Raw genomic sequence first — 17,514 nt, 5'->3', positions numbered from 1 at the left:
TCGATCACGTGGCCTGCTACTGCTTGAATTGGGAACTCCGATCAGAGAGAGGCTGCTTGAACACCGGGGTGTACACGCCCGTCCTTGGGTCCAGGTAACCCCATGGGCCCTTCTTGCGCGGACCACAATCCATGACAGTCAGGGTGCAGTCAGGCACCAGAATCTCGGTGACCTCACGGAAGTCAGTGAGCGACAGATGGTTGACATCACCCGCTTGGTACACATGCCGTTCGGGGCCGATCACACCGCCACCGGGTCCTACGTGGTAGCGATCTTCTGCAAAGCCACCTACGGCAACATACTCGTCGCAGGGCCACGGGTGGCTGTACGGGAGTGGTGTCCCGTTCTTGCGGGAATCCGGCGAATGCCAGACACTCAGCATCAGCATGTGTGTCCAGGGCTCTTCGTTGAGCACTACCAACTCAGCCTTATGGAAAGGCTCGTCGGGGCGCTCGGCGTCAGGGACCAGGACCCAGCTCTTGCGGGTGGTGAACACTTCCCAGGTCAGCCGGTGGGCCCACTCTGGTGCGCGTTCTTCCAACACATGTGCTGTAGCTGCATACATCTCATCGTCTAACACCAGTCCTGGTGCGACGGCGACACGTCTCATGCGGTACTCCTTCACGTCGAGTGCAGGTTGTCGTTAAACTACCACCAACCCTGCCACGAGTCAACGACCAGAAACCTGAATCCCGAAACTCATTTAACAGAGGTAGGTGAAAATGAAAGTCTACTCACCCCAACAGAGACGGCAACTTCACCCAAATCCTTATAACAGGGGTGTAGTTTCGGGATTCAGGTCCAGAATCATTGATCTAATAACTATAAAGTTGTATCGTATGCTTACTTCGACTCATCGGAGTAACACTCGACCCCTCCACCACAGAGGAGTACCCGAAATGCTGACCTGGACAACCGCCAAGAGGCGTGTTCTCAGCGAACTGCTGGACGACATCGGCGGTCGAACCACCGCCATCTACGAGACCTTGGCCCCCGAGACCCTGCCAGCCAGCGTCAACCGCGAGCAGCTGGAGCGAGAGCTAAGGCTGTGGAAGCACATCAAGTGGGGCCTGGATGCCGTTGCTATCGACAACAACGTGAGCACCAGAGATCTGGCGCCGCTCTGGGGTTGGCTCAAGCGACTCATCCTGCGCCGCATGGTGCGGGCACTGGCAATCTCCAACGAAGCGCACCACGCCTTCAAGCGTGCCAGCTACATCGAGGAGTACCCCTACCCGGACACCACCCACGACTTCATGCTCTTCCGCTACACCGAGCTCCAGAGTGAAGACGAGACGATCCCTCTGGGTGCCTACGCCAAGCGCGTCTTCGAAGATGAAGATCGGGTCAACTTGACCGCTGCCGCCAACGACCAGTCGGCGCTCCCCCGAGTCGAGACCCCCGCCGACGCCTAGCGTCGACCATAACAGAAGAGAGCCGAGGTTCAGCCGACAACCGTCGCACCAACGACGCCCTGTCCGGCTGTTCCTCGCCTCTTCTGAGTTTTTTTATAACCTGTTTTACATCAACAACATTGCTACAACAGCAACAGCGACCAGAACGACCACTACCATAAGGATAGCGACCATCATCTTGCGGTTCTTTGTGGGGGCGGCTGCCAGTGGACCTGCTGGTGGCGTCACACCACCGGGAGCTGGCACGTCAGTGATAGCTGGCTGGGCGGGAGTTGCCGGAGGGGTACCAGGAGTGACACCCGGAGCAGCACCAGCTGGTGGTACGGCATTAGGGTCGGTTGGCGCAGGGCCATTAGGGTTAACAGGGTTTGGTGCGTTTGGTTCCATGATGTAGATTACTCCTTATTTACATGCCAAAATACTTATGCCTATAGTACTCTGTTTTTACCAAAATACAAAAATCCCAGACCTTAGAGCCAATCTCGCTCTCTTGATCTCACAATCGGCCCATTTCGAGAAGTGATTCGTTCTGGGCTGCCAAAGCGTAACCGTAGTTACGGTTGGTAAGCCAGGGCGGATTGCTGCCGGAATGGACGGTTGTGAGGCGAAATGGAGATTGGCTCTAGGGTCTAGGAGGTAGGGCTGTCGGGGTTAGATTCTGGCGCTGGCAGTAGTTTTGGGGCATCCGTTATGAGTGCCTTGTGTAGTAGACCCAATACTTTTAGTGCTTGTTCGCGGCTCATTCCAACCCTAGAGACCGCCAGTGGACGACCGTCCAGGCCCTGACTCTGCATAAAGTTTATTGTTACGCCGTAAGGGGTGGTGGCTATGTGAGCCATATCGGTATAGACCACACGAGCATCAATAGGTAAAACCATTACTTGCTGTGCAGACAGTGAGTTTTCTGGGGCAGAGGTGGATGATTCTGGAGCTTCATAGCCGGCCAGTTTCCAGAGACTAGTGGCCTCGTCTTCTTTAATAGAGAAGTAGCTAATCAGGAGCAGCAGAATGTCTTCGCTTGGACAAAGTGAGCCATCCTCTATGGCCAGTAGGGTTTCCATCTCTATCTCGACGGCACCGGATACCTCAGCCAAGCTGGCTTGCAGCTTCTGGCGGCGGCTCTTCAAGTGCGTCCCAAGACGCTTATACGGAAACTTTTCGGTAGATTTGTCACTCATTCACACCTATGTTACGCCTGTTGACACGCGGTTGGCAAGCCCTACCGCCAAACGACCAAGGCGAAGGTCGTGTAGTATAGGGATATGAATATTCAGGAAAACGTGCCCCTGTCTGCTCACTCCACCATGCAACTTGGGGGACCGGCACGGTATCTTGCCGACATTGCCAGCAGAAACGACCTCACCGAAGCCTTGACCTGGGCAGCACAAAAACAGCTGCCAGTTATGATGATCGGCACCGGTAGTAACATCATCTGGGGTGACAAAGGCTTTGCCGGACTAGTGCTAGTCAATAAAATCACTGGCTTCGAAATACAGGATATAGACGCTAGCAGCAAGTATTTGATAGTGGGTGGGGGCGAAAACTGGGACTCGGTAGTAGCACGAGCCGTAGAACAGGGCCTGTCCGGCATAGAGCTCTTGTCGCGCATTCCAGGCACGGCTGGCGCTGCGCCTGTTCAGAACATAGGTGCCTATGGCGCTCAACTGTCTGATGTGCTGGTGACCCTAGAAACTTACGACCTCCAGGCCAACAAGTTTGTAACACTCATGGCCGCAGATTGCGCCTTTGGCTACCGGACTAGCCGTTTCAAGTCCGCCGATAAGGGAAGGTTCTTTATCACCGGCATTACCATACGCCTCGAGCACGGCATGGCCCAGCCTCCGTACTACCGAGACATCCAGGCCTACATAGAACAAAACAAAGTCACAGACATTACCCTTGCTAGCCTACGTGATATCGTCAGCCACATTCGTGAAAAGAAGCTGCCTGACCCCCGTATTATACCCAACACCGGATCATTCTTTCAGAATCCGATTATCAGCAAAGAGGCATACCAGACCATCGTCGAGAATCATCCCCAGATCGAAAAAGCTCCTATGGGCTGGTCGCAACCACCCCGTTGGTTTCTGGACAATGAACAAGTAAAGCTGTCTGCTGGTTGGCTGGTAGAGCAAGCTGGCTTTAAGGCTTACGAAGACAAAGAAACCGGCATGGCCACCTGGCCCTACCAAAATCTGGTACTCACCAACAAAGGAGCACATTCCACCGCCGACCTCTTAAAATTCAAGCAAAAAATCATTGACGCAGTGCAGGCAAAGTTTGGTGTGGCCCTCGTTCAGGAGCCAGAGCTCATAGGCGCATAAACGCTTAGTCACCTCTGTAGGTAATATTGACAAATTGCATTAAAAGGTGTATAATGCTATAGCTTTAGTGGTGTTTTAACTACCAAAGCAGCCCCTTGACATGCCAGGTAGAGTTTGGAATATGGACAGAGGGCAGTAGCCTACTGCTTTGTGCCCATATTCCGACACGATCCAGAGAGGAGTTGACACTTAGTCAGCAAAAGTCACCGCCTGGCCATCCGCCAGACTGTTGACCCACACACCGACACACCATCACCTTCCCGCTGATTCGTCAGCGAATTAGGAGCCACCAATGTTAGGCAGACTTTTCGACCTCGCCGTCGACACCGCTGTCGGGACGACCAAGCTCGCCGTCGGCACCGCCGTCGTCGCCACCACCGCTGCCGCCGTGGTCGGTTGCGCCGTCGTCGCTCCCGCCGAGACCCTGCTGCTGGCCAGCGAGATCTCGAACGCGCGGGACGACCGTCGCCGGTAGTAGCTAGACAGCCCGGAGTGCCCCATGTGGTATTACAGCCCATGGGGCACTCCGCGAGCTTTCGCTTCTACCCCTCCTCTTCTCTCTCACACCTGGCATGTCAAAATCATTTTATACGCCCATGGAAGCCGCCTAAGAGCGGACTTTTTTATACCCTATCGCAAGAGTTACTGATCACTCGGCAGCGGAAACTGCAGTGCAAATGCCTGGACATCTTTTTGCAGACTGGCTAGTTTCTTGTCATCCTGTTTGGCCTTAGTGGCTTGCAGCAGAAACTCAGCCACAGTGGCCATGTCATCCTCTTTCAGCCCGCGTGTTGTCATAGCCGGTGTGCCCAGGCGCAGGCCACTGGGGCGGAAGGGTGGCAAAGTGTCGTTAGGTATGGCATTGCAGTTAGCGGACAGGCCGAGGCGATCAAATAGATCCTGGGCTTCACGGCCATTTATGCCAAAGCTAGTCATCATATCAATCTGAATCAGGTGGTTATCAGTGCCGTTGGTCACTAGCTTGAAGTTGCGCTTCATCAATTCATCAGCCAGGCGTTTTGCATTTTTCAGGATCTGCTCGGCATAGGTCTTGAACTCTGGCTGCAGGGCCTCACCAAAAGCCACGGCCTTGGCGGCAATAGTGTGCATGTGCGGGCCACCCTGAAAACCAGGGAAGACTTCACGGTCGATGAGAGTTGGCAGATTGTCTACCGTCTTTTCTACTTTTCTTAGAGGATTCCCGACCGTACCCTGGCTCAGCACCATACCGCCGCGGGGACCGCGCATAGTTTTGTGCGTCGTAGTGGTAATAATATGAAACCCAAAATCAAATGGATTGGGCTTGGCGCCGGCCACAATCAGGCCAGCAATATGGGCCATGTCGGCCATCAGAACCGCGTTTACTTCTTTGCCAATAGCTGCAAATTTGGCATAGTCCAGATCGCGGGGATATCCCGAGAAGCCAGCCAAGATAATCTTCGGCTTGGTTTTCAGTGCTACCTGACGCATCTCTTCATAATCAATCTCGCCCGTTTCGACGTCTTTTATGCCATAGCGAACAAAGTTGTACAGCTTAGCGCTACTGGTCACTGGGTGTCCGTGCGTCAGGTGCCCACCGTGGTCCAACTTCATGGCCATAATGGTGTCGCCGGGCTCCAGCCATGCCTGGTAAACGGCAATGTTGGCGGGTGCGCCAGAGTGTGGCTGCACATTGGCGTGGTCTGTCTTAAAGAGCTGTTTGGCCCGATCGATGGCAATTTCTTCGACCTTATCAGTATTTTCCTGACCGCCATAGTAGCGACGGTGCGGGTAGCCCTCGGAGTATTTGTTGGTAAAAATGCTGCCCAAGGCGTCTAGAACTTCACGGCTCACGTAGTTTTCGGACGGAATAAGTTCTAGGCCCTCGCGTTGGCGCTTTTCTTCTGCGCGTATCAGTTTGGCTATGGCGTCGTCTTTTTTCATACTAAGATCTCCTCATTATCTGTCGTTTGGTTGCTAGGTAGAGGATAGTGTCAGATCATAGCTGTCATTTTACGCTGTCGGCTACCAGAAGTCACTCCAGAGTAATTTTTCTTACAAAAAAGTCTGGACTTTTATATCCTGGACGGTATAATTTATTCCGCTATGATATCCACAAACGAGAAAATTGGCCACCTTATTTATCAGATACGACAAGATAGAGGACTTACGCAGGCTGAGTTCGCGCGCAAACTGGGCACCAGCCAGTCGGCCGTTAACCGCATAGAACACGGCAAGCAAAACCTCAGCCTAGAGACATTGGGCCGCATCAGCGACGTACTCAAAAAACCACTCATAAGCCTCAACGGAGGCTCAGTAAACTTACGGATCGAGGGCGGACACGAGTTGAAAGGTTCAGTTGCTACTCGTGTATCCAAAAATGCCGCTACTGCGCTGCTATTTGCCTCGCTACTCAACAAGGGCACAACCAAGCTCAAGCACATGCCCCGTATCGAGGAAGTCAACCGCATTATAGAAGTACTCATTAGCGTCGGCGTACACGTTAAATGGCTACCCGACAACGACCTAGAGATCAAACCGCCCGAAACACTCCGCATGGACAGCATGGACAAAGATGCCGCCCGCAAGACACGCTCGGTTCTCATGATGATCGGGCCACTCATGCACCTCTTCAAAGAATTCCGTATTCCCTATGCCGGTGGCTGCAAGCTGGGCACCCGTACAGTCCGACCACACTTGTTTGCGCTAGAAGAGTTTGGCGTAGATGTCGTCGCCAAGTCCGGACACTACCGCGTTAATGTCGCCAAGAAGAACGCCAAAGAGATTATATTGTACGAGTCAGGTGATACAGTCACCGAAAACGTACTGATGGCTGCCGCCAAGTTCGAGCACGAGGTAACTATCAAGATGGCCAGCGCCAACTATATGGTGCAAGACGTGTGCTTCTTCCTGCGCAAGCTGGGTGTCCGTATCGATGGCATTGGCACTACCACCCTCAGGATCAAAGGTGTCAAAGACATAAAGAAAAACGTCACCTATTACCCAAGCGAGGACCCCGTAGAGGCTATGACCTTTGTTGCAGCCGCCATAGCCACCGATTCTAAGCTGACCATCACTCGTGTGCCTATAGAATTCCTCGAACTCGAGCTACTCAAGCTCAAACATATGGGCCTCAAGTACGACATTTCTGAGTGGTACAAATCCAATAATGACCAAACCAACCTGGCAGACGTAACCATCCACAAACACCATGGCAAGCTGATAGCCCTAGAAGAAAAGATCTACGCTCGTCCCTATCCTGGTCTGAATATCGATAACCTGCCTTACTTTGTGCCGATTGCCGCCGTAGCCAAGGGCCGCACGCTTATCCACGACTGGGTATACGAAGAACGCGCCCTGTACTACACCGAGATGCGCAAACTTGGCGCCAACGTGACATTGGCCGATCCACACCGGGCATATATAGACGGACCTACCAAATTCAGCGCCGCCGACGTTGTCTGCCCGCCAGCTCTGAGGCCGGCCGTACTACTGCTGATTGGTATGCTGGCCGCCGATGGCATATCGATACTGCGCAACGTCTACTCTATCAACCGTGGATACGAAGATTTAGCCGAGCGGCTTAACTCGGTCGGTGCCCATATCACGGTCATGCACGAACTCTAGACGAGGCTGTTACCCTTCAAAGGTAATGACCGGAATACCCGCTTCTGCGGCTGCGGCCAAAAATTCGTTCAGCGCATCCAGTTCTTCAGGGGTTTCATAGGCCCAATTGGCTTCGTCGGCATACTTGTTTTCTGCAAATACGTTAAGGGTAACGTTGAAGCCCGCGGCTTTAATAACCTTGGCCTGCTCTAAGATCTGGAGCAGGATATCCCGGCGTTCGACAGGCGTCAGTGTGGCATATTCCAGGTGCTCTGGATTGGTCTCGGCAAAAGTGCCGGTATTCAGTACCACGTCTTGAACGCCGAGGGCCCGGGCCACTGCAATAGCAGCCTCGGCATTTAGGAACAGGGCCGGGTCTGTTTCGTTTGGAAAGGTCAGCCCCTGAAAATGAAACTCATCAACCAAACCCGGGGGCAGCCCCTGGACGTAGGCTAACAGTCCGTCAATACGAGTTTGCGGGTCTATCTCTTTACCCTGGTCGTCAAGTTCGGACATGATGGAGTCGGTATAGCCGGTATCGTGGTTTTGCCATGACACATTGTTGAGCAACAGTGCCACCCTGGCCTCGGGGAACACTTCTTTTAGGGCAGTGGCCACAGTCACGAAGTTTTCCTTGAACGTCTCCGGGTCAGTATTGCCCTTATCACCCCCTACACCCCACTCTGGAATATTGGGCTCCGGAAAGAGCGCCCACGTGCCAATAGTCTGATCCGTAATCCCATTTTCTTTGAGCGTCTGGAAATAACTCACAAAGGTGTCTTTTTCTACGGTGTGCAGGTCTACCCCTCCGTGCTCGAACATGACCATAGGTGCAATGCCCTGGTCGGTAAGGAACTTGATCCCTGGGGCCGCTGCCACAGCCGCATCCCGAGCAGCCTCACGAGAAGTCGGCATGTCCACAAAGTGCATATAGCGGTTGGTGGGGTCTGGCGCAGTTGTTTCGGGCTGGGTTACAGTGGTATCCGTTTCTTGCGTGATGCTGGTCGTTTCAGTAGTGGCCTGGGCGGCTGGATCATCCTCGCCACCGCCACCACTGCATGCCATCAACGCAACCGTTGCCGCCATCAGAACCCCCGTAGCTTTGGCCGCCACCTGGCGCCAACGCTCGAGGCGTCCAGGCTGCATATCTTCTACCAACATTTCATTTTCGGGGGGCATTAGGTACTCAAACTCTCTATTTAGAGAGTCAATTATAAAACTTTTTTACTATCTTGCAATAATTTTATAGCTGGAAGTACTTGACCCAGGCTACTTCCATACCCCAGTTGTCGCCAGCTGCCTGGACAATAGGGCCGCCACCGCTGCCCCCCATAGCCAGGTTGAGGATGACATACATTTTGTTCTGAGCGTTGAATGGCCACAGCCGTGCATCATCGCTGGCTTTTTTATACGTACTATAGGCTTTATCATCTACACCAAAGGTCAGACCGTCGGTGCGCCACTCGAGCCAGTAGGTGTGAAAGCCATCTGAGGCGCCGGCCACCGGCGTAGACTTTTCTTCGTCCTTGCCAAAGGTAAAGACCGAAGCCTCTACGGTGTTGGGGTAAGTGCCGTAGGCCTCCATGATGTCTATCTCGCCGTCCCACATATAGAAGCGTTCGCCTTCCCAGTCGGCCTCTGTAGGGTGCAATTTGGTAGTGTGAGGCTGATTAGCGGACAGCAGCCAAAAAGCCGGCCATGTTCCCTTACCCTTTGGCAACTTGATATTTGCCTCAAGACGGCTGCCAATTGTTACCTGCTGTTTATTCATAGTATCAACCCGCCCAGAGGTATAACCGCTGGCTGTCTTGCGAGCCTCGAGTATTAGTTTGCCGCCGACAATCCGCACACTTGCCGAGCTGGCATCATACTTTTGGGCTTCGTCGTTATAGATGGGCGTGGCAGCAGAAGCGACATTCCAGTACTTGGGGTCTAGCGGGCCATTTGGATACTTACTAAAATCTTGTTGCCATACCAACTTGGGTGCGGCGGCTTGGGGCTTTGGCGCAGGAGCTGGCTGCGGAGCCGGTTTTGGCGGTTCGCTTTTGGTGGATAGTACCTCTTGCTTGTTATCGGTACCATTTGATGTAGTAGCCACGGGTGGCCTTTTTGAGCGTGATCGATTGCCGTGCCGGGCGATAGCCACAGTACTGGTGCTAAAGACCATTACCAACCCCGCTGCCAGCAAAACTTTATTTCGGGTATTAAGGCCCTGTATCCGTTGAACCCCCTGAGCGCCAAGCGCTTTAGCTTTAGTAGTTATATTCCTGAAGTAAATCTTTTTCGCCATAGGTACTCATTCTGACATAAGCCGTGACAGCACCAAAACTTATCTCTGATAAGTGCTTGCATTGTATTGAATTATATGTTAGAATTGTGTAGTTAAACGAGTGGATTTTATGGAGAATCGGTACGTTACCGGCTTGGCAGACCATGGTTTGCCTATCCCTCCCCAAATCAGACAAATCGCAATGACCAAGCGCATAACCACCTACAACCCCCGGCAGACCACATCACCCCGTAGCCGACAAGGTAGTGCTGTTGGCCCTATACGTCATGCTGTAACTGCTGCCCCCAGGGGTATTATTCGGCCTAACCGGAGTAATTTTGCTATGGATTCACAAAAGATAAAACTCAGCGACCCTGCTCGCTCCAAGAAATTCGACCGACGCACTCAGCGCAAACTCGTCCTGCTCTTGCCTGGTCATAACGAAGAATTGATCGTGGCCACCACCATTCAATCAGCCATTGCAGCTGGCCAAGACAAGCGCGACATCTACGTGGTTGACGATAATTCCAGCGACAATACCCGCGCCGAAGCCATTCGCATGCTTGGCAAAGACCATGTCCTCAGCGTCCAGCGCAGCGGCAAGGCCCTCGCCGTCAAGAAAGCTATCAAGAAGTTCGATCTAGACACCCGCTATCAGTGGTTACATATTGCTGACGCCGACAGTGTCTTTGGTGCTAATTACTTCCGTATTTATCGCAAAAAGCTAGATCCCAAGAAATATGCCGTAGCTGTTGGGTTCGTGCAGAGCCTACGTGGTAACTGGATCAGTACTTACCGAGCCGCCAGTTATACCTATAGCCAGCACGTCAACCGCCGTATCCAGTCCAAACTGGGTATGATTTCGGTTTTCCCGGGTCCTATCACCTGTTTCCGCACCGATATCTTGCACAAACTAGACTTCGAGGCCCACACGCTAACCGAAGACTTTGATATCACCCTGCAGGTACACCGCCACAAGCTGGGTAAAATCCTCTACATTCCAAAAGCCGTCAACTATACCCAAGACCCTCAAAGCTTTATCGACTTCTGCAAGCAAAACCTTCGCTGGCAGCGTGGGTTCTTCCAGGGTGTCAAAAAGTACAACATCGGTCTTCGACCACACGCCATCGATATCAGCATTGGCTGGCAGGTCTGGCAAGCTGTCTTCTACCTAGCCCAAATGTTCATACTGCTACCCTACCTGATTGCCACCACTGGCAACTGGGAACTACTACCCTTTGTACTGGCCGCTGACTTTGTATTGACCGGTGTTATCACCATGGCATCGTCTGTTGTTATTAAGCGCTGGAACCTTGTAGGTGCCCTGCCTTACTTCTACTTCTTGCGCTGGGTAGAGATCGGTATCTTTGTCTGGGCTTTTGTAGAAATCTACGCATTACGCAAGTTTCAAACCGTTCGCCCTTGGGATACCGAAGGCCGTCGCTACAAGCTAGACGCCAACGCCCTCAAAGACGCCGCCGCCTAACAGGCCCGTCTCTTAGTCCTCATACAAGATCAGGTGGTGCAAGCACGGCCCAGCAAAACGTGGACTTGGTCCGGCAATGGGCACAAACTGATAGTCGGTTGGGATCTCGAACCTACTTGAGGCGCCAGTTGTTATCTCTACCCCCTGTGCAGCTGAACGTAAGCGTGCCGAAGCCATACCTGGCGCAACCACAAACTCGATGATCACTGGCCCCTCGGGATGAGCCAACAGTGCAGAACACCTCAGGCTCGGCTTTATAAAATAGGGAGGGGTAAGGTTCACCGCCTCACCTACAGGCAATGCCTGTGGCTCGATATCATATGACTGCATTAGATTCTCAAGCCTGGCGACACTAGCAATGACCTCAGGGTCATCGATAGGTGCCCCAAACATAGGCTCCGCAGAATAATGCCGAAAACTCATAGCCGCTACTGTACGACTAGTTTTTGGTTACGCCAACAAAATCAAAGCTGAAGAGTTGGCGATTTTGCATAAAGGCGCCAGTGCAAGTCTGTAGCGTCAACTGAGGTTTGCCTTCGTAGCTCAAAATAGAGGTATCTGATGGCTCAATAGTCTTAGCCTCACGAAACGTATAGGCAAAGGTGTACCCATTGTCCGTCACCACCCGCACCTCCGCACCCAGCTTGATTGACTTCAACGTTGCAAACACCCCGGGGCGATAGTGTCCATATATAAGGGTGTTTCCTTGCTGGTCGTTTGGCTGCATGGTCATCAGGGCGTAATGAACCTTATCATTAGAGAGTGTCCACCGGCCAGACTTTGTATCATAAACGCCGTCCGCTACCGATAGATCGAGCTTGAGGCCTGGAATAACCAAACGGCTCGGCTTGCCCGTTATCACTTGTGGAGCAGCTACAACCGTAGGGGTTGTGACTGTTGGGGGGTTGTAAGCAGACGCCCGTACTGCATGCGAGTCACGGTACCGATAGTATGCGCTTGGCGCAATACCAGCCAGTCCGAGGACAGTTGCAGTAGAACCGACTACCAATAACTTCTTAGAAATAATCATAGTAATTGTCTCCTAGAACAAGATAGCGGCCAAGAATAAACCGGCCGCTATCTTGCTAATACCTTAGGTATTCCTTACTTAGTTGCCTTGCGGGCAACCAGTTGAGAAACAGCCAAAGTAACCAGACCGGCGGCGAACAGCGTTACAGCTGCTACAAAAACCACACGGTTGCTGCCTGTTGCAGGCAGTACTGCGGCGCCAGTTACAGTGGCACCACTTCCTAGTACTTTTGGTCCGTACATCTAGGAACTCCTTTTTACTCACCTCACTAAGAGATGTGTGTTAATCACAAAAGAGTCTTCGTGCTCTCACACAAAGACCCTCATGTTCGACACTATTATAACCAATTTATGTTACTTTGTAAAGTATATTATTTAAATGCTTATACTTTACTTCATAAACATAATCTTATTGACTTTTAGTTCGTTCTATGGTACATTTGTGGCTTATAGAGTTAACGTAATCGGTAGTGGAGTTCAACCCGGTATGAAGAGATTTTTCACAGCACTATTAGCATTGGCACTATTGGTGGCGCCTCTGTCTACATTTTTATCAGTTAATGCCCTGACCCCTGGTCCCAACCTGGTACCTAATGCGTCGGTCGAGACCCCAAAGTCTGGCACTCCTAGCTCTCCCCAGAGCTGGGCAACAAACAAGTGGGGCACTATTACTGCCAGCTTTACGTACGAAAATACCGGGCATACCGGCAGCAAAAGTGTTAAATCTACCGTTACCAAGTACACTACCGGCGATGCGAAATGGTACTTTACTCCCGTAACCATTGAACCAAACAAAACCTATACCTTTACTGACTACTACAAATCAAACGTTACTACCAGCGTTTGGGTTGAACTAGAGAACACCAGCGGTGCTCTTTCATACACAAACATTGGCAACCCTGCTGCCAGCGCTACAAACTGGAGCACTTTTACTGCCAACTACACCGCCCCAGCAAATGCCAAGAAAGCTACCATCTATCACGTTATAGACAAAGTTGGCTGGGTTCAGCTTGATGACCAGTACTTTGGCTTGTCAGACACAACCCCCTCTAACCCTGTTGCACCTACTGTCAGCGTTACCGCTCCTGCCGCTAATGCTACTGTTAACGGCAATGTTACCCTGACCGCCTCTGCTGCCAGCCCTGGTTCTACCGTAGCTGGTGTGCAGTTCAAGGTTGATGGTGTCAACGTTGGTTCTGAGGACCTAACCGCTCCTTACTCCGTTGCCTGGAACACTAACACTGCAACTGCTGGTGCCCACAACCTTACAGCCGTTGTTCGCAGCAATAATGGCCTGACAACCACCTCAACCCAGGTACCCGTTACAGTCAATAACTCACCAACCGTTACTGTTACTGCTCCTGCTGCTAACGCTACTGTCAGCGGCACTCAGAACATGACCGCCACCGCTACCAGCCCCGGCTCAACTGTTGCTGGTGTGCAGTTCAAGGTTGATGGTGTGAATGTAGGGGCAGAGGACACCACGGCTCCTTATTCAGTTGCCTGGAACACGACTTCTTATAGTAACGCCGGTCACACCGTGTCCGCCACAGTGCGCAGCGCCAACGGACAAACAGTCACTTCTACTGATGTACCTGTCACTGTCAACAACGTCGCAGCTGCTCCAACGGTAACCGTTACTGCTCCTGCTACTAACGCCACTGTCAGCAACAACGTAAACATCACTGCTTCTGCTGCAAGCCCTGGCTCTACCGTAGCTGGTGTGCAGTTCAAGGTTGATGGTGTGAATGTTGGTTCCGAGGACACCTCTGCTCCTTATTCAGTTAGCTGGGACACAAAGACCGCTACTGATGGCTCACACTCTGTCACGGCTGTTGTACGCAGTAATAACGGCCTATCCACCACTTCAAGCGCCGTTGTCGTAAACGTTAACAACCCTATCGCTCCTACCGGTAGCATTACCGCACCAACCGCTACCTCTACTGTTACTGACTTACAAACCATCACTGCTTCTGCTGCAAGCCCTGGCTCTACCGTAGCTGGTGTGCAGTTCAAGGTTGATGGTGTGAATGTTGGTTCCGAGGACACCTCTGCTCCTTACGAGGCAAGTTGGGACACCAAGACTGTCAGCAACGGCAGCCATACCCTTACTGCTGTCGTACGTAGCACCAACGGCCTATCAACAACTACCACCGGCGTACAAGTTACCGTCGACAACCCCGTAGTTGTACCTCCAACTGATCCAACCAACCTGATCCCTAACCCCTCTATGGAAATCACCGGATCAGAAACAACCCCAACCGGCTGGACTTCTAGCAAATGGGGCACCAATACAGCCGCCTTTACCTCGGAACCCAATGGTCACACTGGCCGCAGTGTGAAGTCTACTATGACCGCCTTTACTGACGGCGATGCCAAGTGGTACTTCAATCCGATTACAGCCAAGGCCAATCAGCAATACACCTACAAGCATTTCTACCAATCAACTGTAAGTACCGAACTGCTAGCCGCCTACATCGACGCCAGCAACAACTGGACCTTCCAGTGGATCAAGACAGTTCCAGCCAGTGCTAACTGGGCAGAAGTATCCGCAACCTTTACCACGCCCGCAAACGCCAAGCAACTCACCGTCTTCCATACCATTGCAGGCGTAGGCAGTCTCAGCCTCGACGATGCTTCACTGAAAGAAGTAGCAACTGCACCATCTACTGGACCTATTGCAAACAACTCATTCGAGAACGCTTCGGCCAACAACCCCAACCTGCCCGCCAACTGGACCGGTAGCAACTGGGGCACCAACACTCCTGTGTACGAATGGCTCAACGAAGGTCACACCGGCAGCAAGAGCGCTAAAGTTACTGTCAGCAACTATGTAGACGGCGATGCCAAGTGGGTCTTTGACGAGATCACCACCGGCACCGGCGCCAACCAATTGCAGCGCGGCAAACAGTATCGCTTCAGCTCATGGTACAAGTCCAACACGACCCCTAACGCGGTTGTTCAGTTCATCAAAGACAACAACACCGCCCAATACTACGGCATGCCTAACCCACAGCCAGGTGCCAACGCCGCCACTACCTGGCAGCAGTACAGCGACACCTTTACCGTACCCGTAGATGCCAAGACTGTAACTATCTTCTTCTACATCAACGGCAATGGCTGGGTTCAGACCGATGACTACAACATCACTGACTACACACCCGTTGGTTTCAATCGTCCACTACTGACCATGACCTTTGACGATGGCCACGAAGACAACATCGCCAACGCCCTGCCACTACTGAACCAGTACGGTTTCAAGACCACCCAGTGCTACATGACTGGCAACGGCGTACTGGAAGGTAACCCAACCGCACAGCAAGGCGTCCTATCCTTCTTCAACAGCGGTCACGAGATCTGTTCTCACACCGTTACCCACCCAATGCTGACAACTTTGACCGAGGCCCAGGCTCGCTACGAGCTGGAGCACTCAAAGCAAGTACTCGAAAGCATCATCGGCCAGCCAGTACTGAACTTTGCCAGCCCACATGGTGACTACAACGCTAACGTCAATTCCATCATCGACGACTACTATCAGTCGCACCGTACTGTTGACGAAGGCTACAACTCGAAGGACAACTACAACAAGTACCGCGTACGTGTTCAGAACCTACAGAGCACCACGACTATGGCTGAGTTCCAGAGCTGGATCACTCAGGCCAAAGCCACCAATACTTGGCTGGTACTGGTCTACCACCGCATTGCCAATAATCCTGAACAGTTCGACACCAAGATTGCCGACTTCCAGGCTCAGCTGCAAGCTATCCAGGCTAGTGGTATCACTGTCAGCACCTATCAGAGCGCGTTGACCGAAACCCAGAGCCAACTCTAAAACAAAATAGTGACCGTAAAAGTCCCGGGCAATGTAGCTCGGGACTTTTATATAACTCGGCATTAATAGTTTTAGTTTTAACAACAAGCATACTTTTTTGTACATAATGTGAAATTTCTAACATTTCCACTTTTCCCAAAGTGCTACTGTTACTTCTGATACTTAACTGTTCATCTTATAAAGGACGTTTTATGGAGGCGGGGCTTTTTACTTTTGTGTCTTGGTTTTCGTGGGTAATCTTGGTTTTTGTAATTGCTAAGATCTTATTCTTTACTACCCTGTCCATGAAACACCACACCCGGCACAAGCGCCTCCACCCACGTGCCCTCTCCTATACTCCTTTTGTATCTGTTATTGTGCCATCCTATAACGAAGGTATGACACTGAATAACTGTATCGAGAGTCTTGTTGCCCAGACCTACCCCAACTTCGAGATCGTTATCGTGAACGACGGTAGCACCGACGATACACTGCAGGTGGCCCGCCGCATAGCCAGGCAGTACAAGCCTCTGATCCGTATAGTTACCAAGGAGAACGGCGGCAAGGCAACCGCCCTTAACCGTGGTATTGCCCGGTCAAGGGGCGATATTATTGTCTGCATAGATGCCGACTCTATTTTTTTGCCCAATACGGTCGAACAGCTTGTACTGTCCTTTCATGACAAGGACGTAGCTGCCGTGGGCGGAAACGTTAAAGTTGCCAACAATAAGAAGCTGCTGAGCCGCCAGCAATCACTGGAATACATAACCGGCCTGACTATCCAACGCAAGGCTTTTGCCCATCTGGGCTGCATGCAGGTCATCTCTGGAGCCATTGGCGCCTTTCGCCGTGAAGCTATTTTGGGCATTGGTGGCTACTCTACCACCACCATCGTAGAAGACATGGACACCACCATAGAGCTTGCCCGACACCACTACAAGGTTGTCTACAACCCATCCGCCATAGCCTATACTGAGGCGCCCGAAACATTGGACGCTTTCCTGAAGCAACGACACCGTTGGATATACGGCAGTTTTCAGGTTTTGTCCAAGCATCGCAGCACCTTGTGGAAGCGCAATACCAACTTTATGGGCTTTATAGGTATGCCGTACTTCCTGCTGTCTCCCTGGCTGGACATGGGTATCACCATTCTATTCGTCCTGTCCTTGTTCCGGGCCATTGTGACGAACGACCTCCTCGGTTTCTTGGGCATGGTAGTTGTTATGTTTTCGCTCCAAGTTAGCCTCATTATGTACGCCCTGGTAGCCGACAAAGAGAATAAAAAGCTTATTGCCCTGGCTGTCATCGATAGTTTTATCTACTATCACCTGATCAGCTACGCCACACTGCGCGCAGGCATTGAATACCTCCGTGGAAATAATGCTACCTGGAACAAACTAGAGCGCTATGGCAAGAACGTCTTGCCCCAAGAAACACAACCCCAGCAGCTTACTCCAGCCACATCTGCTGAAAAAGTTGGCTAGTAGACCCGCCTACAGTCCGCGGGTGAGGGTATCTTCTGGTATTCGCAGGGTCCAGGCAATCAGTCCCACCAGGATCACTAGGAACAGTATCAACAACACCGTTCGCTGCCA

The 17,514-nt window shown here is 52.0% G+C and carries 16 protein-coding genes; 7 read left to right on the top strand and 9 right to left on the bottom strand.

Annotated elements, in window-relative coordinates:
• Nucleotides 1-16 precede the first annotated feature (16 nt).
• Entirely contained in the window at nucleotides 17-610 is a 594-nt protein-coding gene (locus VK694_00975; GenBank protein ID HTE57291.1) for a hypothetical protein, read from the bottom strand.
• Nucleotides 611-839: 229 nt separating this feature from the next.
• On the opposite strand from VK694_00975, the gene VK694_00970 reads away from it, so the two are divergent.
• Nucleotides 840-1,415: a hypothetical protein gene (locus VK694_00970; protein ID HTE57290.1), complete on the top strand. Its 576-nt coding sequence runs from the start codon at nucleotides 840-842 to the stop codon at nucleotides 1,413-1,415.
• 105 nt (nucleotides 1,416-1,520) lie between these two features.
• Here VK694_00970 and VK694_00965 read toward each other — a convergent pair whose 3' ends face one another.
• Nucleotides 1,521-1,802 (bottom strand): hypothetical protein, encoded by a 282-nt coding sequence (locus VK694_00965; protein HTE57289.1) that lies wholly within the window; start codon nucleotides 1,800-1,802, stop codon nucleotides 1,521-1,523.
• A 242-nt stretch (nucleotides 1,803-2,044) separates the two neighbouring features.
• The gene (locus VK694_00960; GenBank protein HTE57288.1) at nucleotides 2,045-2,593 is read right to left on the bottom strand and encodes a hypothetical protein; all 549 of its coding nucleotides are present in this window, start codon (nucleotides 2,591-2,593) and stop codon (nucleotides 2,045-2,047) included.
• An 84-nt stretch (nucleotides 2,594-2,677) separates the two neighbouring features.
• Here VK694_00960 and murB point away from each other — a divergent pair, with 84 nt between their 5' ends.
• A complete protein-coding gene (gene murB / locus VK694_00955; protein ID HTE57287.1) occupies nucleotides 2,678-3,739 on the top strand; it encodes a UDP-N-acetylmuramate dehydrogenase in 1,062 nt (353 codons plus the stop codon).
• A 292-nt stretch (nucleotides 3,740-4,031) separates the two neighbouring features.
• Entirely contained in the window at nucleotides 4,032-4,214 is a 183-nt protein-coding gene (locus VK694_00950; protein ID HTE57286.1) for a hypothetical protein, read from the top strand.
• 167 nt (nucleotides 4,215-4,381) lie between these two features.
• Here the strand turns inward: VK694_00950 and glyA are convergent, their stop codons facing one another.
• Nucleotides 4,382-5,662 (bottom strand): serine hydroxymethyltransferase, encoded by a 1,281-nt coding sequence (gene glyA, locus VK694_00945; GenBank protein ID HTE57285.1) that lies wholly within the window; start codon nucleotides 5,660-5,662, stop codon nucleotides 4,382-4,384.
• Between the two features lie 162 nt (nucleotides 5,663-5,824).
• Here glyA and VK694_00940 point away from each other — a divergent pair, with 162 nt between their 5' ends.
• The gene (locus VK694_00940) at nucleotides 5,825-7,345 is read left to right on the top strand and encodes a UDP-N-acetylglucosamine 1-carboxyvinyltransferase (protein ID HTE57284.1); all 1,521 of its coding nucleotides are present in this window, start codon (nucleotides 5,825-5,827) and stop codon (nucleotides 7,343-7,345) included.
• A gap of 9 nt (nucleotides 7,346-7,354) precedes the next feature.
• Here VK694_00940 and VK694_00935 read toward each other — a convergent pair whose 3' ends face one another.
• Both VK694_00935 and VK694_00930 read right to left on the bottom strand, forming a co-directional pair.
• The gene (locus tag VK694_00935) at nucleotides 7,355-8,503 is read right to left on the bottom strand and encodes a hypothetical protein (GenBank protein ID HTE57283.1); all 1,149 of its coding nucleotides are present in this window, start codon (nucleotides 8,501-8,503) and stop codon (nucleotides 7,355-7,357) included.
• Between the two features lie 64 nt (nucleotides 8,504-8,567).
• Entirely contained in the window at nucleotides 8,568-9,614 is a 1,047-nt protein-coding gene (locus tag VK694_00930) for a glycoside hydrolase family 16 protein (GenBank protein HTE57282.1), read from the bottom strand.
• 322 nt (nucleotides 9,615-9,936) lie between these two features.
• Here VK694_00930 and VK694_00925 point away from each other — a divergent pair, with 322 nt between their 5' ends.
• Complete coding sequence (locus VK694_00925) at nucleotides 9,937-11,079, top strand: glycosyltransferase family 2 protein (GenBank protein HTE57281.1); 1,143 nt, start codon at nucleotides 9,937-9,939, stop codon at nucleotides 11,077-11,079.
• 12 nt (nucleotides 11,080-11,091) lie between these two features.
• Here the strand turns inward: VK694_00925 and VK694_00920 are convergent, their stop codons facing one another.
• The 3 genes from VK694_00920 to VK694_00910 all read right to left on the bottom strand — a co-directional run bounded on the left by VK694_00920 (nucleotide 11,092) and on the right by VK694_00910 (nucleotide 12,351).
• Nucleotides 11,092-11,502, bottom strand: a complete 411-nt coding sequence (locus VK694_00920; protein ID HTE57280.1) for a hypothetical protein — start codon at nucleotides 11,500-11,502, stop codon at nucleotides 11,092-11,094.
• Nucleotides 11,503-11,518: 16 nt separating this feature from the next.
• Entirely contained in the window at nucleotides 11,519-12,109 is a 591-nt protein-coding gene (locus VK694_00915; protein ID HTE57279.1) for a sortase, read from the bottom strand.
• A 74-nt stretch (nucleotides 12,110-12,183) separates the two neighbouring features.
• The gene (locus VK694_00910; GenBank protein HTE57278.1) at nucleotides 12,184-12,351 is read right to left on the bottom strand and encodes a hypothetical protein; all 168 of its coding nucleotides are present in this window, start codon (nucleotides 12,349-12,351) and stop codon (nucleotides 12,184-12,186) included.
• Nucleotides 12,352-12,595: 244 nt separating this feature from the next.
• On the opposite strand from VK694_00910, the gene VK694_00905 reads away from it, so the two are divergent.
• Both VK694_00905 and VK694_00900 read left to right on the top strand, forming a co-directional pair.
• Nucleotides 12,596-15,940 (top strand): Ig-like domain-containing protein, encoded by a 3,345-nt coding sequence (locus tag VK694_00905; protein HTE57277.1) that lies wholly within the window; start codon nucleotides 12,596-12,598, stop codon nucleotides 15,938-15,940.
• A gap of 191 nt (nucleotides 15,941-16,131) precedes the next feature.
• Nucleotides 16,132-17,403 carry a glycosyltransferase family 2 protein gene (locus tag VK694_00900; protein HTE57276.1) on the top strand — a complete coding sequence of 424 codons (1,272 nt, stop codon included), beginning with the start codon at nucleotides 16,132-16,134 and terminating at the stop codon, nucleotides 17,401-17,403.
• Nucleotides 17,404-17,514: the final 111 nt, after the last annotated feature.

This window comes from Verrucomicrobiia bacterium (assembly GCA_035489575.1).
GTDB lineage: Bacteria > Patescibacteriota > Saccharimonadia > Saccharimonadales > JAGQNK01 > DATHJY01.
The sequence above is the reverse complement of the archived record's forward strand: the minus strand, read 5'-3'. Positions and strand labels throughout refer to the sequence as shown.

Coding starts and splice junctions, on each gene's coding strand:
- VK694_00975 (HTE57291.1), bottom strand. CDS start 610: ATGAGACGTGTCGCCGTCGCACCAGGACTGGTGTTAGACGATGAGATG.
- VK694_00970 (HTE57290.1), top strand. CDS start 840: ATGCTTACTTCGACTCATCGGAGTAACACTCGACCCCTCCACCACAGA.
- VK694_00965 (HTE57289.1), bottom strand. CDS start 1,802: ATGGAACCAAACGCACCAAACCCTGTTAACCCTAATGGCCCTGCGCCA.
- VK694_00960 (HTE57288.1), bottom strand. CDS start 2,593: ATGAGTGACAAATCTACCGAAAAGTTTCCGTATAAGCGTCTTGGGACG.
- murB (HTE57287.1), top strand. CDS start 2,678: ATGAATATTCAGGAAAACGTGCCCCTGTCTGCTCACTCCACCATGCAA.
- VK694_00950 (HTE57286.1), top strand. CDS start 4,032: ATGTTAGGCAGACTTTTCGACCTCGCCGTCGACACCGCTGTCGGGACG.
- glyA (HTE57285.1), bottom strand. CDS start 5,662: ATGAAAAAAGACGACGCCATAGCCAAACTGATACGCGCAGAAGAAAAG.
- VK694_00940 (HTE57284.1), top strand. CDS start 5,825: ATGATATCCACAAACGAGAAAATTGGCCACCTTATTTATCAGATACGA.
- VK694_00935 (HTE57283.1), bottom strand. CDS start 8,503: ATGCCCCCCGAAAATGAAATGTTGGTAGAAGATATGCAGCCTGGACGC.
- VK694_00930 (HTE57282.1), bottom strand. CDS start 9,614: ATGGCGAAAAAGATTTACTTCAGGAATATAACTACTAAAGCTAAAGCG.
- VK694_00925 (HTE57281.1), top strand. CDS start 9,937: ATGGATTCACAAAAGATAAAACTCAGCGACCCTGCTCGCTCCAAGAAA.
- VK694_00920 (HTE57280.1), bottom strand. CDS start 11,502: ATGAGTTTTCGGCATTATTCTGCGGAGCCTATGTTTGGGGCACCTATC.
- VK694_00915 (HTE57279.1), bottom strand. CDS start 12,109: ATGATTATTTCTAAGAAGTTATTGGTAGTCGGTTCTACTGCAACTGTC.
- VK694_00910 (HTE57278.1), bottom strand. CDS start 12,351: ATGTACGGACCAAAAGTACTAGGAAGTGGTGCCACTGTAACTGGCGCC.
- VK694_00905 (HTE57277.1), top strand. CDS start 12,596: ATGAAGAGATTTTTCACAGCACTATTAGCATTGGCACTATTGGTGGCG.
- VK694_00900 (HTE57276.1), top strand. CDS start 16,132: ATGGAGGCGGGGCTTTTTACTTTTGTGTCTTGGTTTTCGTGGGTAATC.